The 24511-nt window shown below is 74.5% G+C and carries 20 protein-coding genes; 12 read left to right on the top strand and 8 right to left on the bottom strand.

The window, feature by feature from the left end; translation table 11 throughout:
• The first annotated feature begins 56 nt into the window (after nucleotides 1-56).
• Entirely contained in the window at nucleotides 57-2375 is a 2319-nt protein-coding gene (locus CP968_RS23470; RefSeq protein ID WP_229886946.1) for a PIG-L family deacetylase, read from the top strand.
• An 86-nt stretch (nucleotides 2376-2461) separates the two neighbouring features.
• On the opposite strand, the gene CP968_RS23465 is transcribed toward CP968_RS23470, so the two are convergent.
• Nucleotides 2462-3823, bottom strand: coding sequence for a glutamine synthetase family protein (locus CP968_RS23465; RefSeq protein WP_150519875.1), 1362 nt, complete (start codon nucleotides 3821-3823; stop codon nucleotides 2462-2464).
• A 173-nt stretch (nucleotides 3824-3996) separates the two neighbouring features.
• Here CP968_RS23465 and CP968_RS23460 point away from each other — a divergent pair, with 173 nt between their 5' ends.
• Genes CP968_RS23460 through CP968_RS23450 form a run of 3 tightly spaced genes read left to right on the top strand, consistent with a single transcriptional unit; the run spans nucleotide 3997 to nucleotide 5885 of the window.
• Nucleotides 3997-4479, top strand: a complete 483-nt coding sequence (locus tag CP968_RS23460) for a hypothetical protein (RefSeq protein WP_150519874.1) — start codon at nucleotides 3997-3999, stop codon at nucleotides 4477-4479.
• A gap of 57 nt (nucleotides 4480-4536) precedes the next feature.
• The gene (locus tag CP968_RS23455; protein ID WP_150519873.1) at nucleotides 4537-5217 is read left to right on the top strand and encodes a DUF3105 domain-containing protein; all 681 of its coding nucleotides are present in this window, start codon (nucleotides 4537-4539) and stop codon (nucleotides 5215-5217) included.
• Nucleotides 5214-5885, top strand: coding sequence for a DUF305 domain-containing protein (locus CP968_RS23450; protein WP_150519872.1), 672 nt, complete (start codon nucleotides 5214-5216; stop codon nucleotides 5883-5885). The genes CP968_RS23455 and CP968_RS23450 overlap by 4 nt, the downstream gene beginning before the upstream one ends.
• Before the next feature lie 65 nt (nucleotides 5886-5950).
• Here the strand turns inward: CP968_RS23450 and CP968_RS23445 are convergent, their stop codons facing one another.
• Complete coding sequence (locus CP968_RS23445) at nucleotides 5951-6907, bottom strand: alpha/beta fold hydrolase (RefSeq protein ID WP_229886945.1); 957 nt, start codon at nucleotides 6905-6907, stop codon at nucleotides 5951-5953.
• Nucleotides 6904-7605 carry a DUF998 domain-containing protein gene (locus CP968_RS23440; RefSeq protein ID WP_150519871.1) on the bottom strand — a complete coding sequence of 234 codons (702 nt, stop codon included), beginning with the start codon at nucleotides 7603-7605 and terminating at the stop codon, nucleotides 6904-6906. Before CP968_RS23440 ends, CP968_RS23445 begins: the two co-directional genes overlap by 4 nt.
• Before the next feature lie 402 nt (nucleotides 7606-8007).
• On the opposite strand from CP968_RS23440, the gene CP968_RS23435 reads away from it, so the two are divergent.
• Nucleotides 8008-9723, top strand: a complete 1716-nt coding sequence (locus tag CP968_RS23435) for a multicopper oxidase family protein (protein WP_150519870.1) — start codon at nucleotides 8008-8010, stop codon at nucleotides 9721-9723.
• A gap of 114 nt (nucleotides 9724-9837) precedes the next feature.
• Here CP968_RS23435 and CP968_RS23430 read toward each other — a convergent pair whose 3' ends face one another.
• The gene (locus CP968_RS23430) at nucleotides 9838-10233 is read right to left on the bottom strand and encodes an MTH938/NDUFAF3 family protein (RefSeq protein WP_229886944.1); all 396 of its coding nucleotides are present in this window, start codon (nucleotides 10231-10233) and stop codon (nucleotides 9838-9840) included.
• 183 nt (nucleotides 10234-10416) lie between these two features.
• Here CP968_RS23430 and CP968_RS23425 point away from each other — a divergent pair, with 183 nt between their 5' ends.
• Together CP968_RS23425 and CP968_RS23420 are read left to right on the top strand one after the other, a co-directional pair.
• Complete coding sequence (locus tag CP968_RS23425; protein ID WP_150519869.1) at nucleotides 10417-11667, top strand: DUF4190 domain-containing protein; 1251 nt, start codon at nucleotides 10417-10419, stop codon at nucleotides 11665-11667.
• Nucleotides 11668-11759: 92 nt separating this feature from the next.
• Nucleotides 11760-13514, top strand: coding sequence for an NAD+ synthase (locus CP968_RS23420; RefSeq protein WP_150519868.1), 1755 nt, complete (start codon nucleotides 11760-11762; stop codon nucleotides 13512-13514).
• Between the two features lie 78 nt (nucleotides 13515-13592).
• On the opposite strand, the gene CP968_RS23415 is transcribed toward CP968_RS23420, so the two are convergent.
• Nucleotides 13593-14621, bottom strand: coding sequence for an endonuclease/exonuclease/phosphatase family protein (locus tag CP968_RS23415; RefSeq protein WP_150519867.1), 1029 nt, complete (start codon nucleotides 14619-14621; stop codon nucleotides 13593-13595).
• A gap of 288 nt (nucleotides 14622-14909) precedes the next feature.
• Between CP968_RS23415 and panB the strand changes: the two genes are divergently transcribed.
• From panB to CP968_RS23400, 3 genes are all read left to right on the top strand, one after another.
• Nucleotides 14910-15779, top strand: coding sequence for a 3-methyl-2-oxobutanoate hydroxymethyltransferase (panB, locus tag CP968_RS23410; RefSeq protein WP_150519866.1), 870 nt, complete (start codon nucleotides 14910-14912; stop codon nucleotides 15777-15779).
• A gap of 298 nt (nucleotides 15780-16077) precedes the next feature.
• Nucleotides 16078-17100, top strand: coding sequence for an ATP-binding cassette domain-containing protein (locus CP968_RS23405; RefSeq protein WP_189829201.1), 1023 nt, complete (start codon nucleotides 16078-16080; stop codon nucleotides 17098-17100).
• Entirely contained in the window at nucleotides 17097-17951 is an 855-nt protein-coding gene (locus CP968_RS23400; protein ID WP_150519864.1) for an ABC transporter permease, read from the top strand. The genes CP968_RS23405 and CP968_RS23400 overlap by 4 nt, the downstream gene beginning before the upstream one ends.
• Before the next feature lie 56 nt (nucleotides 17952-18007).
• On the opposite strand, the gene CP968_RS23395 is transcribed toward CP968_RS23400, so the two are convergent.
• Nucleotides 18008-21463 carry an AfsR/SARP family transcriptional regulator gene (locus tag CP968_RS23395; RefSeq protein ID WP_150519863.1) on the bottom strand — a complete coding sequence of 1152 codons (3456 nt, stop codon included), beginning with the start codon at nucleotides 21461-21463 and terminating at the stop codon, nucleotides 18008-18010.
• Between the two features lie 73 nt (nucleotides 21464-21536).
• On the opposite strand from CP968_RS23395, the gene CP968_RS23390 reads away from it, so the two are divergent.
• Both CP968_RS23390 and CP968_RS23385 read left to right on the top strand, forming a co-directional pair.
• On the top strand, nucleotides 21537-22337 hold the full coding sequence (locus CP968_RS23390; protein ID WP_150519862.1) for a site-2 protease family protein: 801 nt from the start codon (nucleotides 21537-21539) through the stop codon (nucleotides 22335-22337).
• Nucleotides 22338-22710: 373 nt separating this feature from the next.
• The gene (locus CP968_RS23385) at nucleotides 22711-23385 is read left to right on the top strand and encodes a DUF4232 domain-containing protein (RefSeq protein ID WP_150519861.1); all 675 of its coding nucleotides are present in this window, start codon (nucleotides 22711-22713) and stop codon (nucleotides 23383-23385) included.
• A gap of 34 nt (nucleotides 23386-23419) precedes the next feature.
• Here the strand turns inward: CP968_RS23385 and CP968_RS23380 are convergent, their stop codons facing one another.
• Together CP968_RS23380 and npdG are read right to left on the bottom strand one after the other, a co-directional pair.
• Nucleotides 23420-23608 carry a hypothetical protein gene (locus CP968_RS23380; RefSeq protein WP_150519860.1) on the bottom strand — a complete coding sequence of 63 codons (189 nt, stop codon included), beginning with the start codon at nucleotides 23606-23608 and terminating at the stop codon, nucleotides 23420-23422.
• 109 nt (nucleotides 23609-23717) lie between these two features.
• Nucleotides 23718-24434: an NADPH-dependent F420 reductase gene (gene npdG, locus CP968_RS23375; RefSeq protein WP_150519859.1), complete on the bottom strand. Its 717-nt coding sequence runs from the start codon at nucleotides 24432-24434 to the stop codon at nucleotides 23718-23720.
• Nucleotides 24435-24511 lie beyond the last annotated feature (77 nt).

Here is a 24511-nt window from a genome sequence, read left to right as displayed (position 1 = left end):
AGACTTATGGCATGTGCTGGGGCCTGTTCTCCGCCGACCGGCCAGGAGGACCCCCCGTGCGTGACCGCACCCCCGCCCGCCCCCGCCCCCGCCCACCGGCCCCGGGCCCCCTCCCGCGCCCGCGACCGCGCCCGCGGGAGGACGCGAGGGACGGGGCGAGCGCGGCAGAGGGGGCGGACGCGGCCGACGGGGCGGACGCGGCCGAAGGTCGGAACGCGGCCCGGCCCGCCGCGGCCCGGCCCACGGACGGCCGCCCCACGGACGCCCCCGCGGCCCCGGCGGCGGACCGGCGGGGGCGGCGGCGGCGCGAGGTGCTCGTCAAGGCCGTCGTCTTCTGCGCGGCCACCGCGGCCGGCACCATGCTGGTGCTCCGCGGGAACGCCGCGCTCGACGCCGTGGCCCACCCCGCCGCCCCCGACGGCCGCGCCATCGCCCCCGCCGCCCCGGCCGACGTACCCGACCCGGGACGGGTGCTACAGGTCGTCGCCCACCCCGACGACGACCTGTACTTCATGAACCCCGACCTGCGGTACTCCCTCTCCGCCGGCCACCCCGTCACCTCCGTCTACCTCACCTCCGGCGAGGCCGACGGCATCAACGCCGGCGCCGCCGGCAGGTCCACCGCCCGGCCCGACAAGCCCGCCTACGCCGAGGCCCGCCAGAACGGCATCCGCGCCGCCTACGCCCAGATGGCCACCGGCGACCGCGGCAGCGCCTGGCGCCGTACCGTCGTACCGACCGCCGGCGGCGGCCGCGCCGAGCTCGACGTCCTCCTCGCCCGCCCCCGGGTCAACCTGGTCTGGCTGCAACTGCGCGAGGCCGGCCACGTCTACGCCGACCGCCCCGACAGCCTCCACGGCCTGTGGGACGGCAGGGTGCCCCGCCTGGAGTCGGCCCTCGCCTCCGGCTCACCGGTCAAGCAGCCGTTCACGTACACGAAGGACCAGGTCGTACGGACCCTCGTCGGCGTCCTGGAGCGGTACCGGCCGACCACCGTACGCGCCCAGGACCCGACCCCGGGCCGGCTCCCCGGCACCGGGCGGTACGCCGACCACCAGGACCACTTCTACGGCGCCCGTTTCGTGCAACTGGCCACCGCGGCCTACGCGAAGGAGGTCACCGACCGCCCGCACTTCGCCGTGCAGAGCTACCTCGGCTACTTCAACGGCTCCCTCCCCAGCGCCCTCGACCCCGAGGAGGCCAGGGCCAAGCTCGACGTCCTGGACACCTACGCCTGGCTGGACCGTCAGGACCACTGCGGCAGCGAGGCCGGCTGCGGGGACCTCAAGGTCGCCGACCACCCGGCCGGCAACCGGTGGACGGACTCGATCAACTACGCCGACGGCACCGGCACGTCCTGGCTGACCGGCGACCGCGGCCACGGCCTGTGGGCGTTCAAGGTGCTCGACGGACAGGTCGCCGTCTGGCACCGCCCGGGCCTGCTCGGCGCGTGGACCGGCCCCGTCCTGCTGCCCGGCACCGGCATGGACCCCGGGGTCTCGGCCGTCACCCTCGCCGACGGCCGCATCGCCGCCTTCGCCACCCGCACCACCCTCGGCCCGCGGCCCGCGGACTACCGGCGCGAGGTCGTCCACGCCGTCCAGCAGGCCCCCGGCGCGGCCCGGTTCGGCGCCTGGCGCTCCCTCGGCACCCCGGAGGCCGCCGACGCGGACCGGACCTCCGACATCAGCGCGCCCGCCGTGGCGGCCGACGGCACCGGGCGGCTGGCCGCGTACGTCCGCGACGGCGCCTCCACCCTGCGCGGCCGCGTGCAGCGCGCGGACGGCGGCTGGGGGCCCTGGGAGCGCTACGGCGGCTCCGACCTGCACGGCACCCCGGTGACCGCGACCGACGCCGCCGGGCGCCGGATGGTCCTCGCCACCACCTCGAAGACGGTGACGGGCTGGACGCAGCCCCGGCCGGGCGCCCCGCTGGGCCCGGCCACCGCCACCGGCCTCCCGGCCACCACGCTCCCCCTCACGGCCGAGGGCCGCGAGGGCGGGGTACGGCTGTGGTTCCGCAAACCGGGCTCGGGCAACGTCCGCACCGCCCTCCTCACCGCCACCGGCGGCCACCTGCGCGCCACGGGTCCCACCGACCTCGGCGGACTGCGCGGCTTCGGTTCGGTCACGGCGAGCGGGCACGTCCTGGCGGGCCGCGCGGCGGGCGGCCAACTCGGCTCGGACCTCGGCCCGGGCCGCCCCTGGCAGCGCTCGCCACTGATGTTCGTCGGCGCCCCGTCCTCGACGACGACCGGCGCCGACCTGGTCTCCCTGGCCGTCCTGGGCCTCGACGCCCGCCTCTACGTCACCTCGTCGACCGACACCCCGGACGCCCACCTGGCCCCCTGGCAACGCATAGCCCCACCCCCCTGAACCGGCCTCCGGGCCGCCGGTCGGTGACCGGAGGCCCGGAGGGTCGGGACGTGCGCACGCGGGCGGGTGGGCGCGGGGGCCTGCGCCTACAGCACCGGCAGGTTCTTGCGCAGCTCGAAGGCCGTGACCTCCGAGCGGTACTCCTCCCACTCCTGCTTCTTGTTGCGGAGGAAGAAGTCGAAGACGTGCTCGCCGAGGGTTTCGGCGACCAGTTCGCTGCGCTCCATCAGGGCGATGGCCTCGCCGAGGTTCTGCGGCAGGGGCTCGATGCCCATCGCGCGGCGTTCGGCGTCCGAGAGGGCCCAGACGTCGTCGTCGGCGCCCGCCGGGAGTTCGTAGCCCTCCTCGATGCCCTTGAGGCCGGCCGCCAGGAGGACGGCGTAGGTCAGGTAGGGGTTCGCGCCGGAGTCGATGGAGCGGACCTCGACGCGGGAGGAGCCCGTCTTGCCCGGCTTGTACATCGGGACGCGGATCAGCGCCGAGCGGTTGTTGTGGCCCCAGCAGATGTACGAGGGGGCCTCGCCGCCCGAGCCGGCCGTGCGGGAGGAGCCGCCCCAGATGCGCTTGTAGGAGTTGACCCACTGGTTGGTGACCGCGGCGGTCTCGGCGGCGTGCTTGAGGAGTCCCGCGATGAAGGAGCGGCCGACCTTGGACAGCTGGTACTCGGCGCCCGACTCGTAGAAGGCGTTGCGGTCGCCCTCGAAGAGGGAGAGGTGGGTGTGCATGCCCGAGCCCGGGTACTCCGAGAACGGCTTGGGCATGAAGGTGGCCTGGACGCCCTGTTCGAGGGCGACCTGCTTCATGACCAGGCGGAACGTCATGATGTTGTCGGCCGTGGACAGGGCGTCGGCGTAGCGGAGGTCGATCTCCTGCTGGCCGGGGGCGCCCTCGTGGTGGCTGAACTCCACCGAGATGCCCATCGATTCGAGCATGGTGATCGCCTGGCGGCGGAAGTCCATGCCCACGTTCTGCGGGGTGTGGTCGAAGTAGCCCGAGTTGTCCGCCGGGACCGGGCGGGAGCCGTCGAGCGGCTTGTCCTTCAGCAGGAAGAACTCGATCTCGGGGTGCGTGTAGAACGTGAAGCCGAGGTCGGAGGTCTTGGCGAGGATGCGCTTGAGGACGTAGCGGGGGTCGGCGAAGGACGGCGAGCCGTCGGGCATCAGGATGTCGCAGAACATCCGGGCGGTCCCGGGAGCCTCCGCGCGCCACGGCAGTATCTGGAACGTGCTGGGATCCGGCTTGGCGATCATGTCGGACTCGTAGACGCGGGCGAAGCCCTCGATCGCCGAGCCGTCGAAGCCGATGCCCTCGTCGAAAGCCTGCTCCAGCTCGGCCGGGGCGACCGCGACGGACTTCAGGAAGCCCAGTACGTCGGTGAACCACAGGCGCACGAAGCGGATGTCGCGCTCCTCGAGCGTCCGGAGGACGAATTCCTGCTGCTTGTCCATGCCTTCATCCTCGCAGTTCAGACGGCCTGTGCACCACAGCCCCGGGAGCCGGGGGCACAGAAGTGCCGGCCCAGTATCGCCAGCGGTGGTTTCCGCCACATTACGCACACCGCCAAGCCCGCGGCACCCCCGCACTGACCATGGACCCGTCATGAGCACTACCATCTGCGCCCATGGGGGGCCGGGAGCACACGCGGGCAGGGCGTCACGTACGCCCCTCCCCTCGGCGCGCCCTCCTCCTGACGGCCCTCGGGCTGCTGGTCGGGACGCTGTTCCTGTGCGGCCGCCCCGCCACCGCCCACGAGAGCGGTCCCGGCAGCGGCGCGGGGAGCGGTCCCGCGAGCAGCGCCCAGGCCCACCCGGAGGACGCCCCCGCCCAGGCCCACCCGGACGCCTCCGCCCAGGCCCACGCGCGGGGTCGGGCGGGCGCGCCGGGGTCCGTGCGCGCCGTCTGCGTGTCGCCGTACGACCTGCCCGGCTGCTCGCCGCTCGCGCACGGGGTGCCCGTCGTGCTGCCCGTTCCGCCGCCCCCCGTGGTCCTTCCGGCCGGTGCGCCGCCCGCCGGTGCGGCCGTGGCCGGGGCGAAACCGCTCCGGCCGGCCCTGCCGCGGGTGCGCGCCCCCGACCCGTACGCCCTCCAGGTGCTGCGGACCTGACGGGTCCGGTTTCGCGTCCCACCACCCCACCCCCCTCAGCAGAAGGAACCAGGGCACATGGCCAGCCAGCCCAACCGGTCCGACAGGACCTCGGAGCACCACTCCCGCCAGACGCGCATAGCCGAGATGCGCCGGGCCGACAAGGCGCGCGACCGCCGCAACAAGGCGATAGCGATCACGGTCTCCACCGTCATCGTCGCCGGCCTGGTCGGTTTCGGCGCCTGGGTGATGATCGACCAGCGGGAGGCGCAGCAGCGCGAGGAGCAGGCGGCGGAGACGGCGCGCAAGACGCCGGTCGACGGAGAGCAGACCTGGGACGCCAAGACCCTGGGACGCAACCACGTCGAGACCCCCGTCAAGTACGAGATGACCCCGCCGGTCGGCGGTGACCACAGCCCCCGCTGGATGAACTGCAACGGCGACGTCTACAAGAACCCGCTCCCGGAGGTGAACGCCGTCCACTCGCTGGAGCACGGCGCGGTCTGGGTGACGTACGGCGAGAAGGCCGCCAAGGGCGACGTGGACAAGCTCGCCGAGACCGTCGGCAAGACCCCGTACACGCTGATGAGCCCGGTCAAGGAGCAGGCCGGCGCGATCATGCTCAGCGCGTGGGGCAAGCAGCTGACCGTCGAGAAGGCCGACGATCCCCGGGTCGCGCAGTTCTTCACCAAGTACGTGCAGGGCCCGCAGACGCCCGAACCGGGCGCGGCCTGCACGAACGGACTGGCCGAGAAGTGAGCCGTACGCCCCGTACGTACTGGGTGGCCGGCACCGCCGTCCTGCTCGCGCTGCTGTTCGCGGCGGCCGCCACGGTCGCCGCCGCGAGCGGGGGCGGGGGCGCGCCGCGGGGGGCCGGATCGCCGGCGCTGCACTCCCCCGACGCCGGTTTCGCCCGGGACATGGCGGTGCACCACCAGCAGGCGGTGGAGATGTCGTTCATCGTCCGGGACGGCACGCAGGACGAGGCGGTCCGCAGCCTCGCCTACGACATCGCCAACACCCAGGCCAATCAGCGGGGCATGCTGCTCGGCTGGCTCGACCTGTGGGGGCTGCCCAAGGTGGTGGCGGGCGAGCCTCCGATGTCCTGGATGGGCGCGGAGGGCGGCGGGCGCTCCGGCCACGAAGGGCACCAGACGGCCAAGCCCGGCTCGCTGATGCCCGGCATGGCCACGAAGGAGGAGCTCGCGGCGCTGGACGCGGCCACCGGCCGGGAGGCCGAGGTGCTGTACCTCCAGTTGATGACCGACCACCACAAGGGCGGCGTCGCGATGGCCCGGGGCTGCGCGGAGCAGTGCGCGACCCCGGTCGAGCGGGAGCTGGCCGAGGGGATGGTGGCGGCGCAGCAGTCCGAACTCACCCTGATGGCGGACATGCTCAGGCAGCGCGGAGCGGCCCCTCGCGGGTGACGCGCACCGCCCGTACGCGCACCGGCCCCCTCCGCCCGACGCACGGGCGCGGGGGGGCCGGTGCGTCAGGGCCGCTCCCCGCGTCCCGCGCTCCGCGCGTGGAGGATCGCCCGGGCCACGTCGTCCGGGCGGTCCAGCATGACCAGGTGGCCGGACGGCCGGGCCACTTCGAAGCGGGCGCCGAGGCGGTCGGCGAGGGCGGCCTGACGGGCCGCCCAGCGTGCGGCCGCGCGGCCCGCGGAGCCGTCGTGGCCGACGATCACGGTCGTGGGGGCGGCCAGCGGGAGCGCGGCGCGCAGGGCCTGCATCTCGGCGGCCGTGTCCGGGTAGCGGGAGTTCTCCAGCAGGGCGCCCCGCCAGACCCGGCCGGTGCGGTAGCAGCGGCGTACGAGGTCCCGCGGGGCCGGGTCGCCGCCGCCGGTCCGCGACAGCCGTACGGTCGCGCGCCGGGCGGCTGGCCCCAGCGCGGCCGGCAGTCCCGCGGCGGTCAGCAGGCGGCCGAGCGCGCGGGCGGCCGCGGTGCGCAGGGCGGCGGGGACGGCCGTCCGGGGCGCCTCCTCCACGCTGGTGTCGACGAGCACCAGGGCGGCGGTGCGGTCGGGGTGGAGCCGGGCGAAGGCCTCGGCGTGGAAACCGGCCAGGGAGTGTCCGACCACGGTGACCGGACCGGCCGCGCCCCCGGCCCGCGCGCCCGCGCCCGCGTCCCGGCTCGTTCCCGCAGCGGCGCCCGTACGCGGAGCCGCATCCGCGCCCGGCAGGTCCAGCGCGTCCAGCAGGGCCGCGATGCGGTGCGCTTCGCCGGCGGCGGTCGGCGGGGTGCGGGCCGGGCCGCTGAGGCCGTGCCCGGGGCGGTCGAAGCGGACGACGGTGCGGCCCGCCGCGACGAGCCGCGCGGCCACCTCGTCCCAGTCGAACCACGCCATGGCCAGACCGGCGGCGAGCACGCAGACCGGTCCGCGGCCCTCGACGAGCACGTGCAGCGCGACCCCGTCCACCCGCACGAGCCGCCCGGTGGTGGTCACGTGCGACGCTCCTTGTGGACGGAGTACGCCAGCAGGCCCAGCCAGAGCGCGACGAGCAGCACCTGCAGCCGCTGCCCGGCGCCCAGGGCCCAGGTCCCACGCCCGGCGGTGAACATCGCGATGGCGGTGAGGGTCCAGGCGGTGGCGAGCAGTTCGAGGGCGACGAGCGCGGGCCCGTAGCGGGCCAGCGGCGCGAACCAGCCGTAGCGGCGCGCCGCGACGGTCAGTGCGACGATCCCCGCCAGGGCGCCGCACATGGCGAGGCTGCTGCTGATGGCGTGGGCCTGGTGGGTGGCGGGGACGAGGCCGGCGGTCTCCCGGGCGGCGCACTCGGGGTCGGCGGTGGGCGTACAGCTGAGCGGCAGCCAGGCGTCGGTGGCGGTGGCCGCCCCGAAGAGGGTGATCGCGGCCCAGCCGACGACGGCCCAGGGCCGTCGGGACTGCGCGTACCGCACCAGCCGCACCAACGCGACCAGGCCGCCGGCGAAGACGAGCAGCCCGGCGATGAAGTCGGTGGCCCGGAAGAGGCCGCCGAGCGGCTGGTCCTGGGCGGCGAGTTCGCTGACATAGGTCTCGATGGGATTGAGGCCCGTGGAGAGGACGACTTCGAGCACCCACGCGGTGTAGGCGGCGGCGCCGAGGCCGATGAGCAGGGCGACCGGCCAGGCGGTCCGGGGCGGGGGGCCGTGTGGCGACATGGTGTGACTCATCCTGTGCGGGCGTCCGGTGCGGAAGCGGAGTCGGTCCGAGGATCGGATACCCACCCGGGGTAAGGTCCCGATCATGAAGCGCGGGCCGGGTGGACCGCCCCCGGCCCCGGCCGCGGCTGCCGCCCGCCGGGCTGCCGCCCGGCGTCGCCGCCGTCACCGGGCCCGCCAGGGTCGTCCGACCGGGTCCCGCGTCACGGAAGACGTCCGCGCGGCCCGCTCCGTTGCCTCCCCGGCCCCACGGACCCCGTTCCGACACGGTGACCCGCACCACTCCCCGCTCCCCACTCCCCGCAGCCGCACCCACTCCCGCACCCGCACCCGCACCCGCAGCAGCCGTCCCCCGGCCGTCGTCCGGCCGACCCCACCCCGCCCGACCCACGAGGTGCCCCCATGCGCTCCCGCCCCGCCCGTCCCGCGACCCCCGACGCCGCCCCCGTCCCGGCCGGCCTGCCGGTGTCCTCACGGCGGGCCGTGCTCGCCACCGCCGGCGGCGCCGTCCTCGCCGGCACCGGCCTGCTGTCCGCCTGTGCCCGCCCCTCCGCCCCGGGCGCGGCCGGGGGCGGCGGCGCGGCCACCGCCGCCGGAGCCGCGCACGGCCACGGCCACGGCGGCGCGCCCCGCGCCGGCGCCCCCGCCGACGGCACCGACGGGTACGTCGATCCGGCCGGACCGGAGGTGCGGGCCGCCGAGGCGGCCCGCACGGCGACCGGGCCGCTCACCGAGGTGAAGCTCACCGCGACCGCCACGCCGCTGGACCTCGGCGGCGGCCGCACCGTCCGCTCCTGGGCCTACGGGGACCGGCTGCCGGGCCGGGAGGTCCGGGCCACCGCGGGCGGCACCCTCGCGCTCACCCTGGCCAACAACCTCCCCGAGGCCACCTCCCTGCACTGGCACGGGCTCGCCCTGCGCAACGACATGGACGGCGTCCCCGGGCTGACGCAGCGCGAGATCCCGCCGGGCGGCTCGTTCCCGTACCGGTTCGCCGTCCCGCAGCCCGGCACGTACTGGTTCCACCCCCACACCGGCGTGCAGCAGGACCGCGGCCTCTACGCCCCGCTCGTCGTCGAGGACCCGAAGGAGCCGCTGGCGTACGACAAGGAATGGGTGGTGGTCCTGGACGACTGGCTCGACGGGGTGGACGGCTCCACCCCGGACGCCGTCCTCGCCGACCTCCGCAAGGGCGCGAGCGGCCGCAACGGCGGCGCCGGCGCGCCCGGCCACCATCCGGGCCAGCCGGGTCGGCCGCGGACGGGCCGCTCCGGCGCGCCCGCGCCCGCGCACGGCCGGGCCGCCGACACGAGCGACGTCCTCGGCGACGAGCCGGGCAACGTCCTCTACCCGTACTACCTGGTCAACGGCCGCACGGCGGACGACCCCTCGGTGTTCACGGCCCAGCCCGGCGACCGGATCAGGCTGCGGATCATCAACGCGGGCGGGGAGACGGCCTTCCGGATCGCCCTCGGCGGCCACGAGATGACGGTCACCCACACCGACGGCTTCCCCGTCGAAACCGCCCGGACGGGCGCCCTCCTGCTGGGCATGGGCGAGCGGTACGACGTCCTGGTGACCGCCCTGGACGGGGTGTTCCCGCTCACCGCCCTGGCCGAGGGCAAGGGCGGGTCCGCCCTCGCCCTGCTGCGCACCGGCTCGGGCACGGCGCCCACCGCCGCCACCCGCCCGGCCGAGCTGGACGGGCCGCCGCTGCAGGCGGGGGCGTTGAAGGCCGCCGGTTCCGCCGCGCTGGCCGCGCGCGAGCCGGACCGGACGGTGCGGCTGCGGCTGACGGGTTCCATGGCGCGGTACGACTGGGCGTTCGACGGGCAGCCGTACACCCCGGACCAGCGGCGTCCGGTGCAGGCGGGCGAGCGGGTCCGGCTGGAGTTCGAGAACCGGACGGCGATGTGGCACCCGCTGCACCTGCACGGCCACACCTTCGCGCTCGGCTCGGCGGCGGGCGGGGCCCGCAAGGACACCGCGATCGTCCTGCCGCGCGGCAGGCTGACGGTGGAGTTCGACGCCGACAACCCCGGTCTGTGGATGCTGCACTGCCACAACGTCTACCACTCGGAATCCGGGATGATGACGGTCCTCGGCTACCGGCGCTAGCGCGCGTCCCTCTCGGACCTCGGCGGCCGCCCCGACAGCTCGGCCCAGGCAGCTCGGCCCCGCCAGACCGGGGTCGGCAGGCCGGCCCCGGCAGACCGGGGTCGCCAGGCCGGCTCAGCAGGTCGAGTGGAACAGGGCGCCCACGGGCCGGGGTCCGGCCGCCACGGCGGGGTAGATGCCGACGGCCGCCCGCGTCTCGTCCGCGTGCACCCGCACCCCGGCCTCCCGGAGCAGTTCCAGGGCCGTCGGCGCGACGTGCAGCCGCCGCTGCATGCCGAGACCGAGGACGACCACCCCGATGCCCCGCCCGAGGAGCTCCCGGACGTCCCCGGGCTGGATCCCGGGGCTGTGGCGGGTGCCGTGCACGGCCCGGTCCCACGCGTGGCCGCCGCCCGGGTACAGGACGAAGTCCTTGCCGGGGGCGATGCCTTCGACCTCCATCAGCCCCCATTCCAGCCGGATGACCCTCGGGGGAGGCGGCGGACTGGTCGGCCTACGGGATCCGGTCACGGGGACGATGGTCGCATCCGCGGCCGCGGTCGAGGGCGGCCCCGGGTGCCTCCGACGGGACCGGACGGCTCCGGCCGGAGAGCGCCCGGGCCGCGGCCGTACGGAAAACGGGTTGTCGCACCGCGGGGGCGTGGGACTCTAGCGGTGATCACCACAGCTGCGACCGAAGGACCGCCCGCCGGTATGACCACCCCGCCCAACCCGCCCAGCACGCCGCCCGGCCCGCCGACCGAGCCGGCCGGCACGTCCATACCCGGGGCGGCCCCCGTACCGGCTCCCGCGCCGACCCTCTCGTTCGACAAGACCCCGGCCCCCGCGGCGCCCGCCCCGACCGCGCCCCCGACGGACGCTCCGCCCGCGTCCGCGCCCCCGGCCGACGCCGCCCCGGCCGGCGCCCCCGCGGCCGAGACGCCCGCCGTCGGCGCCCCCGGGGCTCCGGCCTCCCCCGCGCCCCCGGTCGGCGCGCCCGCCGCTCCGACCGGCCCGTCGCCGTTCGCGCCGCCCGTCCCGGTCCCGCCCGGCGGCCCGGCGGCGCAGGGCTTCGGCCCGGGGGCCGGTGCCCCGGACGTCCCCGGCAATCCCTGGGCGCAGCCGGGTCCCGGCTACGGCCCGGCCGGTGGCGAAGGCGGCGGGTACGGGTACGGCTACCCGGCCTACCCCGCGCCCGCCCCGAGCAACGGGCAGGCCGTAGCCGCGCTGGTGCTCGGGATCGGCGGCGTGCTGTTCGGCCTCGTCCCCTTCTTCTTCTGGGTCGGCACGATCCTCGCGGTCGTCGGGCTCGGCCTGGGCATCGCCGCCCTGGTCCGCGCCGCCCGCGGCGCCCCGCGCAAGGCGATGGCCGTCGTGGGCACCTCCCTCGGCGTGCTCGGCCTGGCCGCCTCGGTCGGCGGCTTCTTCCTCACCGCGTACGTCGTCGACACGGCGGCCGACCGGGTCGACCGCAGCATCGACGAGCAGCTCGACCCCGGCGGGACGGACCCCGAGGACGAGCCGTGGCCCGGGCAGTCCCCGTCCGCTCCCCCGCCGGCCAAGGTGCCGGGCGTGGACAGCGCGCTGCCGTTCGGCGAGACCTTCACGTACCCCGACGGCGTCAAGGTGAGCCTGTCGGCGCCGAAGAAGTACAAGCCGAAGAGCCTCTACGGCCAGGAGAAGGCGGTCAACGCCATCGCGATGACGGTCACCATCACCAACGGCTCGGACAAGCCGCACGAGGTGATCTACGCGGTGCCCAACGTCCGCGACGACAAGGGGATGACGGCCCGGCTCTTCTTCGACGGCGACGTGCCGAAGATGATCGAGGGCAGCATCCTGCCGGGCGCGACGGCCAGCGGGATCGTGGCGTTCGAGGTCCCCGAGGGGACGAAGGAGGTCACGGCGGACATCTCGGCGGGGACCCTGCTCGACGACGTGCAGTACGCCGGCCCGATCGGCTGATCCCGACCGGCTGACCCCGACGACCCCGACCGGCCGCCGGGAAACGGCGGGGCCCAGGACATCGCGTCAGAAAGACGATTAGACTGGGCCCCGTGCCTCAACTACGCCTCGCCCTGAATCAGATCGACTCGCACGTCGGCGACATCGCGGCCAACGCGGACTCGGTGGTCCACTGGACCCGGCACTCCGCGGAGCAGGGCGCCCACCTGGTGGCCTTCCCCGAAATGATGCTGACCGGGTACCCCGTCGAGGACCTCGCGCTGCGCGGCTCCTTCGTCGAGGCCTCCCGCGCCGCGCTCCGCGCCCTCGCCGAGCGCCTCGCCGCCGAGGGGCTCGGCGACCTGCCGGTCGTCGTCGGCTACCTCGACCGCACCGAGAAGGCCGTGCCCCGGCTCGGCCGGCCGGCCGGGTCCCCGGAGAACGCGGCGGCCGTGCTGCACCGCGGGGAGGTCGTCCTGCGCTTCGCCAAGCACCACCTGCCCAACTACGGCGTGTTCGACGAGTTCCGGTACTTCGTGCCGGGCGACACCCAGCCGGTCGTGCGGGTCCGGGGCGTGGACGTGGCCCTGGCCATCTGCGAGGACCTCTGGCAGGACGGCGGCCGGGTCCCGGCCACCCGCGCCGCCGGGGCCGGGCTGCTGATCTCGATCAACGCCTCGCCCTACGAGCGCAACAAGGACGACCTGCGCCTCGACCTGGTCCGCAGGCGGGCCCGGGAGGCCGGCTGCACCCTGGCCTACCTCGCCATGATCGGCGGTCAGGACGAGCTGGTCTTCGACGGTGACTCCGTCGTCGTGGACGCCGACGGCGAGGTCGTCGCCCGCGCCCCGCAGTTCTCCGAGGGCTGCGTGCTCGTCGACCTCGACCTGCCGGCGGCCCGCGCCGACGCCCCCGAGGGCGTGGTCGACGACGGTCTGCGCATCGACCGCGTGATCCTCTCCGAGGAGCCGGTGGAACCGTACGGGACGGTGGTGGCCGGCGGCTACGCGGACCGCCTCGACGACGCCGAGGAGATCTACGACGCGCTGGTCGTGGGCCTGCGCGCGTACGTCCGCAAGAACGGCTTCCGCTCGGTCCTGATCGGGCTCTCCGGCGGCATCGACTCCGCGCTCGTGGCCGCCGTCGCCTGCGACGCGATCGGCGCGCAGAACGTGTACGGCGTCTCCATGCCCTCGAAGTACTCCTCGGAGCACTCCCGGGGCGACGCGGCCGACCTGGCCGAGCGCACCGGGCTGAACTTCCGGACCGTGTCGATCGAGCCGATGTTCGACGCCTACATGGGGTCGCTGGGCCTCACCGGCCTCGCCGAGGAGAACCTCCAGTCGCGGCTGCGCGGCACCCTGCTCATGGCCCTCTCCAACCAGGAGGGCCACATCGTCCTGGCCCCGGGCAACAAGTCGGAGCTGGCCGTCGGCTACTCCACCCTGTACGGCGACTCCGTGGGCGCCTACGGCCCGATCAAGGACGTCTACAAGTCGGACGTCTTCCTGCTCGCCCGGTACCGCAACCGCAGGGCCGCCGAACGGGGCGAGACCCCGCCGATCCCGGAGAACTCGATCCACAAGCCGCCGAGCGCCGAACTGCGCCCGGGCCAGGTGGACACGGACTCGCTGCCGGACTACCCGGTGCTCGACGCGATCCTGGCGAGGTACGTGGACCGCGACCAGGGCCTGGAGTCGATCGTCGCGGCCGGCTTCGATCCGGAGCTGGTCGCCCGGACCCTGCGGATGGTGGACACCGCCGAGTACAAGCGGCGCCAGTACCCGCCGGGCACGAAGATCTCGGCGAAGGGCTTCGGCAAGGACCGCCGGCTGCCCATCACCAACGGCTGGCGGGAGCGGGCGTAGACCCGCTCCCGGCCCCGGCGCGCGGACCGAGGCCGCGGGGCCGGGGCGACCCGCGCCACGCCCCGCGGGTCGGTGCGGCTAGCGCGTGACGGTGACCCGCGCCGCGATCGGGAGGTGGTCACTGCCGGTGCGCGGGAGGGTCCAGGAGGCCTCCGGCGTGATGCCGCGGACCATGATCTGGTCGATCCGGGCCATCGGGAACTGGGCGGGCCAGCTGAAGCCGAATCCGTCGCCCGCCGCGCCCTGCGTGGAGCGCATCTGCGAGGTGACCTCGGACAGGGCGCGGTCGTTCATGGTGCCGTTGAGGTCGCCGAGCAGGATGACCTTCTTCAGCGGTTCGGCGGCGAGCGCGGCACCGAGCGCCTCCGCGCTGTTGTCGCGCTGGTTGGCGGTGAAGCCGGCCTTGAGCTTGACCCGTACCGAGGGCAGGTGGGCGACGTAGACGCCGACGTCGCCGACGGGGGTGGTCACCGTGGCCCGCATGGCGCGGACCCAGCCCATCTTGATGTCGACGGGCCGGCTGGAGGTGAGCGGGTAGCGGCTCCACACGCCGACGGTGCCCTCGACCGCGTGGTACTTGTACGTGTCGGCGAGCGCCTTCTCGTAGACGGGGACGGCCCCGGACTTGAGCTCGGTCAGGGCCAGCACGTCGGCTCCGGACTTCGCCACGGATTCGGCGGTGCCCTGCGGGTCGGCGTTGTCGGCGTCGACGTTGTGGGTGGCGACCATGAGGTTGCCGCCGGCGCCGGACTTGTCGAAGACCAGGCCGCCGAAGATGTTGGCCCAGACCGCGGCCGTCAGCAGTATCGCGATCAGGGCGGTCGCGGACGTGCGGTAGACGGCGCAGGCGAAGAGCACCGGGACGGCCAGCCCCAGCCAGGGCAGGAAGGTCTCGGTGAGGCTGCCCAGGTTGCCGACGTCGTTGGGCAGATCGGCGTGGAAGATCATGATCAACGAGGTCAGCAGGGCGATGCCCGCCAGCACCAGCCCGCGCCGCCAGATGCCACGGTCGCCGCGCAGCGCTGTCAGACGGCGCCGGAAGCGGGATGCGGAGGGCTCGGGGTCCGAGCCGCCGTTCCCCGTTTCCGTCATGTACGCCTGTGCCATGCCACTGCCCTCACTGCCGTGCTCGCGCTGCGTCCCCGCCCCTTGACCCTAGGCGATGGACGCGGCCTTCCGTGCCCTCCGTCACGACCGCCTGTCGCGGTCGTACGTCCGGAAGGACGAACGGCCGTGCGCACAGGGTTCCGGTTGTCACGAAACGCGCACATTGGCGCGACCGGGCCGGGCGCGTCCCCGGGGCGCACTTCCGTCGCGGGCCGCGGGGATGCACCATGGTGGGTGAGTCCGGGGACGCCGTGAGGGCGCCTCGAGATGACACAAGGAGCAGTTCCCATGACGCATGCCGTTTCGCCTGCCCGCGAGCCCGCATCGACGGCCGCCCCCACCCTCTACGGCGGCACGGGCACGCGGCGGGTCACCGTCCGCGACCTGAACCTCGCCAAGGAGCGCGGCGAGAAGTGGCCCATGCTCACCGCCTACGACGCGATGACCGCGTCCGTCTTCGACGAGGCCGGCATCCCGGTCATGCTGGTCGGGGACTCGATGGGCAACTGTCACCTCGGCTACGAGACCACCGTCCCGGTGACCATGGACGAGATGACGCTGCTGTCCGCGGCCGTCGTCCGGGGCACCAGCCGCGCCCTGATCGTGGGCGACCTGCCGTTCGGCTCGTACCAGGAGGGCGCGGTGCAGGCGCTGCGCAGCGCGACCCGGCTGGTCAAGGAGGCCGGGGTGGGCGCGGTGAAGCTGGAGGGCGGCGAGCGCTCGCTGCGGCAGACCGAGCTGATCGTGCAGTCCGGCATCCCGGTCATGTCCCACCTGGGCCTGACCCCGCAGTCGGTCAACGCGATGGGCTACCGGGTGCAGGGGCGCGGGGACGAGGCCGCGCACCAGCTGCTGCGCGACGCGAAGGCCGCGCAGGACGCGGGTGCCTTCGCGGTGGTGCTGGAGCTGGTCCCGGCCGAGCTGGCCGCCGAGGTCACGCGGTCCCTGCAGATCCCGACGGTCGGGATCGGCGCGGGGTCGCAGTGCGACGCGCAGGTGCTGGTGTGGACCGACATGATGGGTCTGACGGGCGGTCGGATGCCGAAGTTCGTGAAGCAGTACGCGAACCTGCGCAAGACCATGGGCGACGCGGCGAAGGCCTTCGCCGAGGACGTGGTCGGCGGAACGTTCCCGCTGGAGGAGCACGCCTTCCACTAGGTCGTCTCTTTCGGATCTTGTCGGCCGAGCCCGCGGCGTCTGGTGCCGTGCCTGGGCGTGCTGCCGGGGCGCTCGCGTACTGGACGTACGTGGTCGCCTCGGCAGTGCGGCCAGGCACGGTGCCAGGCGTCGCGGGCCCGGCAAGATCCGAAAGAGACGGCCTAGGGGCGGCCGGTTCACCGCGGCCCGCCGGTGCAGCAGCCGGCGGGCCGTCGGCGCGTCCCGGCGCCCGGGTGTCGGCCGTTCGTCGGCGGGCTGTCGGTCGGCTGTCGGTGCTTTGTCGGTGGCGGATGGTCCCATGGTGGACATGACGCGAAACGACAAGAATCCCAACGCCGTAGAGGTGCGGGGACTGGTCAAGCACTACGGCGAGACCAAAGCCCTGGACGGTGTCGACCTGGACGTCCCCGAGGGCACCGTCCTCGGGGTGCTCGGACCCAACGGCGCCGGCAAGACCACCCTGGTGCGCTGCCTGTCCACCCTGGTGATCCCGGACGCGGGCACGGCCGTCGTCGCCGGGTACGACGTGGTCCGCCAGCCCCGGCAGCTGCGCCGCACGATCGGCCTGACCGGCCAGTACGCCTCGGTCGACGAGAAGCTCTCCGGCTGGGAGAACCTCTACATGATCGGCCGGCTGCTCGACCTGCCCCGCAAGGACGCCCGCCGCCGCGCGGACGAGATGCTGGAGCGGTTCTCCCTGACCGAGGCCGCCAAGAAGGCCGCCATGCACTACTCCGGCGGCATGCGGCGGCGGCTCGACCTCGCCGCCTCGCTGATCGGCAACCCGGCCATCCTCTACCTGGACGAGCCGACCACCGGTCTGGACCCCCGTACCCGCAACGAGGTGTGGGACGAGGTGCAGCGGCTGGTCGCCGAAGGGGCGACCGTGCTGCTCACCACCCAGTACATGGAGGAGGCCGAGCAGCTCGCGAGCGACCTGACGGTCATCGACCGCGGCAAGGTCATCGCGAACGGCAAGGTCGACGAGTTGAAGGCGCGCGTCGGCGGCCGCACCCTGCGGGTCCGGCCGGTGGACGTGGCGGACCTGCCCGGCATGGCCCGTTCGCTGGCCGAGGCCGGACTGGACGGCGTGGCCGGTTCGCAGGCGGTGCCGGACGAGGGGGCGCTGCTCGTCCCGATCCTGAGCGACGGGCAGCTGACCGCGGTGGTCGGGCTGCTGGCCGCCCGCGGGTACGCGATCGCCGACCTCGGCACCTACCTGCCCAGCCTCGACGAGGTCTTCCTGTCCATCACCGGGCAGAAGCCGTCCTCGATCGAGGAGAGCGTTCCGACCGAGCAGACCGAGGAGGTCGCGGCATGAGCACCGTAACCACGACGAAGCCCGCCGACACCGCGACCGCCGCCCCGGCGGCCGCGCCGCACGCGGCCGGGGAGGGCCGGATCGGCCTGCGGGCCAACCTGCGGCACATCGGCGCCCTGGCGCGCCGCAACGTGCTGCAGATCAAGCAGGACCCGGAGTCGATGTTCGACGTCCTGCTGATGCCGATCATCTTCACGCTGCTGTTCGTGTTCGTCTTCGGCGGCGCGATCTCCGGCAAGGGGAACCAGGCCGAGTACGTCAACTACGTGGTCCCCGGCCTGATGGCCATGATGGGCATGAACATCGCCATGGGGGTCGGCAGCGGGGTCAACGACGACTTCAAGAAGGGCGTGATGGACCGTTTCCGGTCCATGCCGATCGCCCGGTCCTCGGTGCTGATCGCCAAGATCGTGGTCGAACTCGGCCGGATGATGGTGGCCATCGCGATCCTGCTGGCCGTGGGCTTCGCCCTCGGCCTGTCGATCAAGACCTCGGTGCTGGACCTGTTCCTGTCCATCGGCCTGGCGGCGGTCTTCGGCGCCTCGCTGATGTGGATCTTCATCCTGCTCGGCCTCACCATGAAGACCGCGCAGGCCGTGCAGGGCATGGCCATGCTGGTCCTGATGCCGCTGCAGTTCGGCAGCTCGATCTTCGCCCCGCCGTCCACGATGCCGGGCTGGCTGCAGAGCTTCACGGACTACAACCCGCTGTCCAACCTGGCCGACGCGGCCCGCGCCCTGATCAACGGGACGCCGATCGGCCACTCGGTGTGGATCACGCTGGCCTGGTCGTTCGCGATCACGGCGGTCACCATGCCGCTGGCCGTGCGGAAGTTCCGCCAGAAGACCTGACCCGCGTACCGGTCCGTTCCGGATCGCGTCCCGGACGGGCCCCGGCGGGGGCCGGGTCAGACCAGGGCGGTGGCCTCCTCCAGGGTGAGGCCGCCGCCCTCGGCGTGCGCCCGCTCGTACGCGGCGTCGCCCAACGCCGCCCTCGCCCGTTCCTCGGCCAGGGCGGCGCCCTCGCGTTCGGAGCTCACCTGGACGTGGCCGGGCGGCAGGTGGGCCCGGTAGGCGCCGATGAGCCGGGCCGCGTCGGACGCGTGCCCCGGGCCGCCGAGCGAGGCGTGCGAGAGGGCCGCCGTCGCCAGGAGCACGGCGGGCAGGTGGGGGGCCATCATCGTGGCGAGCTGGTCCCGGGCGGCGGGCGCGGCGGTGCGGACGGCGGCGAGGGCGTCCTCGTAGAGCTCCTCCTCGTTGTCCAGCCAGGCGGTCGTCGACAGGAGGAAGACCTCGAAGACGGCGAAGGCGCCGTGGGCGAACTCCGCGCGCAGCGTCGCGAGCTGCTCGCGGGCCTCGGCGTAGCGGCCGGTCCGGCCGAAGATGCCCGCGAGGAACATGCGGGCGGCGGGCATGGCCTCGCTGCCGTGCGTCCGGACGGTGGCGATGATCTCGCCGAGGATCTCCTCGGCGTCCGCGGCCCGGCCGCTCTCGGTGAGCGTGCCGGCCATCCGGACCCGCAGGACCGTCACCTGGGATCTGGCGCCGAGCCGTTCGGCGTGTTCGATCGCGGCGCGGTAGTCCCGGGTCGCCGACGCGTAGCGGCCGCGCCTCTCCAGGGACTCGGCGCGGGCGGAGAGCGCCTCGGCGCAGCCCCAGTCGTCGCCGAGGGCGCGGAAGAGAGCCAGGCTCTCGTCGGCGTCGCGGGCGGCGTCGCCGCCCCAGTCGGCCCGGTTGGCGAGGATGTTGGCGCGCAGTTGGAGCGCGGAGGCCAGTTCCCAGTCGTAGCCGAGCGCGCGGGCGACGCGGACGTTCTCGTCCACGACCCGTCGCAGCAGTCCGGCGTCCCCGGAGATCATGACGGCGTAGATCCAGAGGCCGGCGGGGGGCCGGCTGGTCTGCGGCAGGCCCGGCCGGTAGGCGGCGAGCACGCCCTCGACCTGGGCGCGCACGTCGGGGGTGTCCCAGGAGCTGCTGGCCTGGTCCCGGGTGGCGAGCCGGATCATCTGGATGCCGCGCCAGGCCTCGGTGAGCACGGCGCCGCTGTAGGGCGGCGGCGAGTCCAGCAGCCGCTCGTAGACGGGCTCGGCAGGGACGACGGGCGCCGCGAAGGGGTTGGGGCCGAGGGCCGCGACGGCTTCGGACCAGTGGAGGGACTCGGCGCGCAGGTCCTGCATCTGCCAGTACCAGACGAGGGAGTGGGCCAGGCACAGGACGTCGTGGGCGGCGCGGGCGGCGACGCCCCGGCGCAGGGCCGTGCGCAGGTTCTCGTACTCGGTGGCGATCCGGTCGGCGGCGGCGCGCTGGCCGTGGCCGCGCAACAGCGGCTCGGTGGTGCGGGCGAGTTCGCGGTAGTGGACGAGGTGGCGGTGCTCGGTGGCGGTGCGGTCGCCGTCGGCGGCGTCGAGGCGTTCGGCCGCGTACTCGTGGATGGTCTCCAGAAGCCGGTAGCGCATCGCGGAGCCATCCGGCACCGGCTCGGCGACCACCAGCGACTTGTCCACCAACGACCCCAGCACATCGGCGACCTCGTACGCCGCATCCGCACACACCGCCTCGGCAGCCCCCAGATCACACCCACCCGCGAACACCGACAACCGGCGCAACACCACCCGCTCCGGGCCATCCAACAACTCCCACGACCAGTCGACCACCGCACGCAACGTCTGCTGCCGCGGCAACCCCGTACGCGCCCCACCCGTCAACAACCGAAAACGATCGTCCAACCGATCCGCGACCTGCCGCACCGACAACAGCCGCAACCGCGCCGCCGCCAACTCGATCGCCAACGGCATCCCGTCCAGCCGCCGGCACACCTCCACCGCCGCGCCCAGATCCTCCTCCAACCGGAACCCGGGCCGCACCAACCCGCCCCGGTCCCCCAACAACCGCAACGCCACCCCATCCGGCAACGGCTCCACCGGACGCACCACCTCACCCGGCACACCCAACGGCTCACGACTCGTCGCCAACACCTGAACCCCGGGACACTGCACCAACAACCGCTCCGCCAACACCGCCGCGGCACCCACCACGTGCTCACAGTTGTCCAACAGCAACAACATCCGACGCTGCGCACAGTGGTCGGCGAGGCGGGCGAGGGCGTCGCTCCCGGCGCGGTCGGTGAGCACCCGCAGCTCTTCCGCGGCGCCGCCGCGGAGCTTGGTCTCGCGGGCGCCGAGGGCGGCGAGGGCCGCCTCGGCGACGTCGTCCGGGTCGTCCACGGGGGCGAGCTCGACGAGCCAGATCCCGTCGGGCCAGGCATCCCCGGCGCAGGCCTCGGCGACCTCCTGCGACAGCCGGGTCTTCCCGGCCCCGCCGGGGCCGAGGAGGGTGACGAGCCGCGCGCGGTCGAGGTCCTCCCCGATGACGCGGATGTCCTCCTCCCGCCCGACGAAGGTGGTGAGCCGGGCGCGCAGGTTCCCGGGCCGGCCGGGGGCTGATTCGGGTGCGGGTGCGGATTCGGCTGCGAGTTCGGGTGCGGTTCCGGGTTCGGGTGGGGCTCCGGGTTCGGGTGGGGCTCCGGGTTCGGGTGGGGCTCCGGGGGCGGTCGGGGCTCCGGGGGCGGTCGGGGCGGGTGTCGCAGCCGGGGCGGTGGGCGCCGCCGGGGCCGGGGGTATCGCCGGGGCCGGGGGCGCCGCCGATGACGTCAGGAGTTCCGTGTGGAGGGCGCGCAGGGCGGGGCCCGGGTCGGTGCCCAGGCGGTCGGCCAGCTCGCGCCGTACGCCGTCGTACGCGGCCAGGGCCTCGGCCGGTCGGCCCGCGTCGCGCAGCGCCCGGATCCGCAGGGCCTGGAACGGCTCGTCCAGCGGCTGCCGGGCGCACAGCGCGGTCAGCTCGGGCAGCACCCGTACCGCCTCGCCGAGGGCCAGGGCCGCGGTGAGCCGGCCCCGGTGGGCGTCGAGCCGTACGGTCTCCCAGCGCGCGGACTCCACGGCCGACGGGTCCGGCAGGTCCGCGAGGGCGGGGCCGCGCCACAGCGCGAGCGCGTCCTCGTACAGGGTGGCCGCCTTCGCGGCGTCCCCCTCGGCGAGCGCCTCGCCGCCGGCCCGGGCCAGCCGCTCGAAGCGGTACAGGTCGACGTCCTCGCGCTCGGCGGCCAGCAGGTAGCCGCCCTCCGCGGAGCGCACGGCCGCGCGGCCCAGCGCCCGCCGCAGCCGGGCGACCAGCGCCTGCAGGGCGGCCGGGGCGTCGGCCGGCTGGTCGCCGTCCCACACCTGGTCGACCAGCAGGTGCACGGGCACCGCCCGCCCCGGGCGCAGCGCGAGGGCGGTCAGCAGCGCCCGCAGGCGCGCTCCACCGACGGCGACGGGGGTCCCGTCGTCGCGGATGGCCTGGGCGGTGCCGAGAATCGCGTAGCGCACCGGCCCATTGTCACCGGATCCGCTCCCCACCCCGAACCGATATACGCCCCGGGGCCGGGATAGGTTTCGCGGCATGGGTCACCAGGGCGTCCGCGGCGAGCGGCAGATCAGTTCCGTGTTCCTCGGCATCGTGGCCGTCATGGCGGTCACCGGCTGGGCCGCCTGGAGCGGCTACGGGACGAGCACCGGGCTGGCGGTGTTCCTCTTCGTGACGTCGGCGTGGGTGGTCTCGCTGTGCCTGCACGAGTACGCGCACGCGCGCACCGCCCTGCACAGCGGGGACCTCTCGGTCGGTGCCAAGGGCTACCTGACGCTGAACCCCCTGAAGTACACGCACGCCCTGCTCAGCATCGTGCTGCCGGTGCTCTTCGTGATCCTGGGCGGTCTGGGCCTGCCCGGCGGCGCGGTGTACATCGAGCGCGACCGCATCCGGGGCCGCTGGAAGCACAGCCTGATCTCGGCGGCGGGCCCGCTGACGAACGTGGCCTTCGCGGTGGTCTGCACGGCCCCGTTCTGGCTGGACGCCCTGGACGGGGTGCCCCTGGCGTTCCGCTACGCCCTCGGCTTCCTCGCCCTGCTCCAGGTCTCGGCGGCGATCCTGAACTTCCTGCCGGTGCCGGGGCTCGACGGGTACGGGGTGATCGAGCCGTGGCTGTCGCGGCGGGCGCGCCGCGAGCTGGCGCCGCTGGCGCCGTTCGGTCTGATCGCGGTGTTCGCGCTGCTGTGGGTGCCGGCGGTGAACGCGTTCTTCTTCGACACGGTGCAGGGCCTGCTGTCCGCCCTCGGCGTCTCGGACCTGGACACGTACTGCGGCCGCGACCTCTACCGCTTCTGGCAGGAGGGCGGCGGCTTCTGCGCCGTCCCGCTGGACTGAGGGGCGGGCACGGGGGGGAGGGGTGGGACGGACAGGGGACGGACAGGGCCGGTGAGGCCGGTGAGGCCGGTGAGGCCGGTGAGGAGGGCATGCCACCGCTTCGGGTCAAGATCCGCCACGTCACGGCTCTGTCCCGGCGGCCGTCACCCGCGGGAAACGGCGGAACGACGAAGGGAACCCCCGTCCCGCCTGGCCGGCGGCGCGGCCCCGGTGCGGTGCGCCCGGGCGTGCGTGTAACAGGAAGGTATTAGGGGGCGGCCGGGGGGAACGGCTCACCGGTCATGGCGGGTCCTGGTGATCAGAAACGCTCGCTCGTACCGGCCCGCGGCGGCCCGAGCGGCAGACCCCGCCGACCGATCCTGAGGAAGCAACCATGCGCGTTCACAAGCTCACCGTCGCAGCCCTCGCCGTTGCCGCCGGTCTCACGCTCACGGCGTGCCAGAACGGCGAAGACGGCGTGGCGCAAGGCGGCCCGTCGTCCGCGTCCACCGCCTCCAACGCGCCCTCCGCGTCCGCCCCGTCCGCAGCGGGCGGCGGTTCGAGCTCGGGCAGCGCCGACCAGGGCGGCGGCAAAAACTCCTCCACGACGGGATCCAACGGCAAGGGCACGGCCGCCGGCACCGACACGTCCGCCAAGTGCCGCACCGACGAGCTGGAGATCACGGCGATCGACGCCACCATCAGCGGCGACGCCAACGGCACCGTCGCGGTGGAGCTGAAGAGCCGCGCCAACCGGGACTGCACGCTCTCCGAGTACGCGGGCGTCGACCTGAAGACGAGCGCGGGCTCCATCTCGGCGAAGCGCACCGGCGAGCACCCCGGCCCGGTCGTCCTCAAGAAGGCGACGTCGGTCTATTTCGGCGTCACCTACCCGGTCAACGACTCGGGCGGCTCCGGCGTCCGCGTGACGGGCCTCGTGGTGACCCCGCCGGACGAGACGAAGTCGGTCACCCTCGCCTGGCCGGGCGCCGCCACGCTGCCCGTCACGGAAGGCGCCGGCTCCTCGGTCAAGGTCGGTCCGATGGGCAGCGCCGGCCAGGGCGGCTGACCGCCACCCCCGCCCGAGCGACCCGCTCCCCCGGCTAGGCCGTCCGCTCGCGGGCGGCCTTCTCGGCCTTCGCCTTGCGGTGGTAGTACCAGGCCATGTTCGAGGTGAGGCCGGCCAGCAGCACCCAGACGATCCCGAGGAAGCTGGCCTCCACGAAGGCGACGACGGCCGCGACCACGGACAGGACGCAGACGACAACGGCGAAGACGGCAAGGCGGGGCATGGGAAGAGCTCCTCGGGAACACTGAACGGGGCCGAACCCCACCAGTCTCCCCCATGCCCCGCAGTACTCCCGTAAGGGACCGCCCCGGCCCGGCGCGGCCGGCCGGGTGTCACACGTCCGTGAGGCGGAGGCCCGCGTGGGCCTTGTAGCGGCGGTTGGTGGAGATGAGGTTGGCGACCAGGGACTCGACCTGGTGGGCGTTGCGCAGGCGGCCCGCGAAGACGCCGCGCATGCCCGGGATGCGGGCGGCCAGGGCCTGGACCAGGTCGGTGTCCGCGCGGGCCTCGCCGAGGACCATCACATCGGTGTCGATCTCGTCGATCGACTCGTCCTGGAGCAGCACGGCCGACAGGTGGTGGAAGGCCGCGGTGACGCGGGAGTCGGGCAGCAGGGCGGCGGCCTGCTGGGCGGCACTGCCCTCCGGCACCTGGAGGGCGTAGGCGCCCTGCTTGTCGAAGCCCAGCGGGTTGACGCAGTCGACGACGAGCTTGCCGGCGAGGTCCTCGCGCAGCGATTCGAGGGTCTTGGCGTGGCCCTCCCACGGCACCGCGACGATGACGACGTCGCTGCGCCGCGCGCACTCGGCGTTGTCCGCGCCCTCCACGCCGAGGCCCAGCTCGGCGGCGGCGCTCTGCGCGCGGTCGGCGGCGCGGGAGCCGATGATCACCTTCTGGCCGGCGCGGGCGAGCCGGTACGCGAGGCCGCGGCCCTGGTCACCGGTGCCGCCCAGGACGCCGACGACGAGACCGGAGACGTCGGGGAGGTCCCACGGGTCCTTGGCCGGCGCCTTCGCGGGGGGCTGCTGCGTACTGTCTGTGGAGGTCATGAGGGCGAGGGTAACCCCGCGGTCGGCAGAGTCGAACGGCTCCGCGCCACCTCCGCGCCGCCTCCGTCCGGGTACGG

Origin of the sequence: Streptomyces subrutilus, from assembly GCF_008704535.1 — a bacterium.
In the GTDB taxonomy this organism is placed as follows: domain Bacteria; phylum Actinomycetota; class Actinomycetes; order Streptomycetales; family Streptomycetaceae; genus Streptomyces; species Streptomyces subrutilus.
This window is presented reverse-complemented; position numbering and strand designations above follow the sequence as displayed.

What these genes read in the sequence shown, in the direction of transcription:
- CP968_RS23465 (WP_150519875.1), bottom strand. Translation starts at nt 3,823, where the DNA reads ATGGACAAGCAGCAGGAATTCGTCCTCCGGACGCTCGAGGAGCGCGAC.
- CP968_RS23460 (WP_150519874.1), top strand. Translation starts at nt 3,997, where the DNA reads ATGGGGGGCCGGGAGCACACGCGGGCAGGGCGTCACGTACGCCCCTCC.
- CP968_RS23455 (WP_150519873.1), top strand. Translation starts at nt 4,537, where the DNA reads ATGGCCAGCCAGCCCAACCGGTCCGACAGGACCTCGGAGCACCACTCC.
- CP968_RS23440 (WP_150519871.1), bottom strand. Translation starts at nt 7,605, where the DNA reads ATGTCGCCACACGGCCCCCCGCCCCGGACCGCCTGGCCGGTCGCCCTG.
- CP968_RS23435 (WP_150519870.1), top strand. Translation starts at nt 8,008, where the DNA reads ATGCGCTCCCGCCCCGCCCGTCCCGCGACCCCCGACGCCGCCCCCGTC.
- CP968_RS23425 (WP_150519869.1), top strand. Translation starts at nt 10,417, where the DNA reads ATGACCACCCCGCCCAACCCGCCCAGCACGCCGCCCGGCCCGCCGACC.
- CP968_RS23415 (WP_150519867.1), bottom strand. Translation starts at nt 14,621, where the DNA reads ATGGCACAGGCGTACATGACGGAAACGGGGAACGGCGGCTCGGACCCC.
- panB (WP_150519866.1), top strand. Translation starts at nt 14,910, where the DNA reads ATGACGCATGCCGTTTCGCCTGCCCGCGAGCCCGCATCGACGGCCGCC.
- CP968_RS23405 (WP_189829201.1), top strand. Translation starts at nt 16,078, where the DNA reads ATGGTGGACATGACGCGAAACGACAAGAATCCCAACGCCGTAGAGGTG.
- CP968_RS23400 (WP_150519864.1), top strand. Translation starts at nt 17,097, where the DNA reads ATGAGCACCGTAACCACGACGAAGCCCGCCGACACCGCGACCGCCGCC.
- CP968_RS23390 (WP_150519862.1), top strand. Translation starts at nt 21,537, where the DNA reads ATGGGTCACCAGGGCGTCCGCGGCGAGCGGCAGATCAGTTCCGTGTTC.
- CP968_RS23385 (WP_150519861.1), top strand. Translation starts at nt 22,711, where the DNA reads ATGCGCGTTCACAAGCTCACCGTCGCAGCCCTCGCCGTTGCCGCCGGT.
- CP968_RS23380 (WP_150519860.1), bottom strand. Translation starts at nt 23,608, where the DNA reads ATGCCCCGCCTTGCCGTCTTCGCCGTTGTCGTCTGCGTCCTGTCCGTG.
- npdG (WP_150519859.1), bottom strand. Translation starts at nt 24,434, where the DNA reads ATGACCTCCACAGACAGTACGCAGCAGCCCCCCGCGAAGGCGCCGGCC.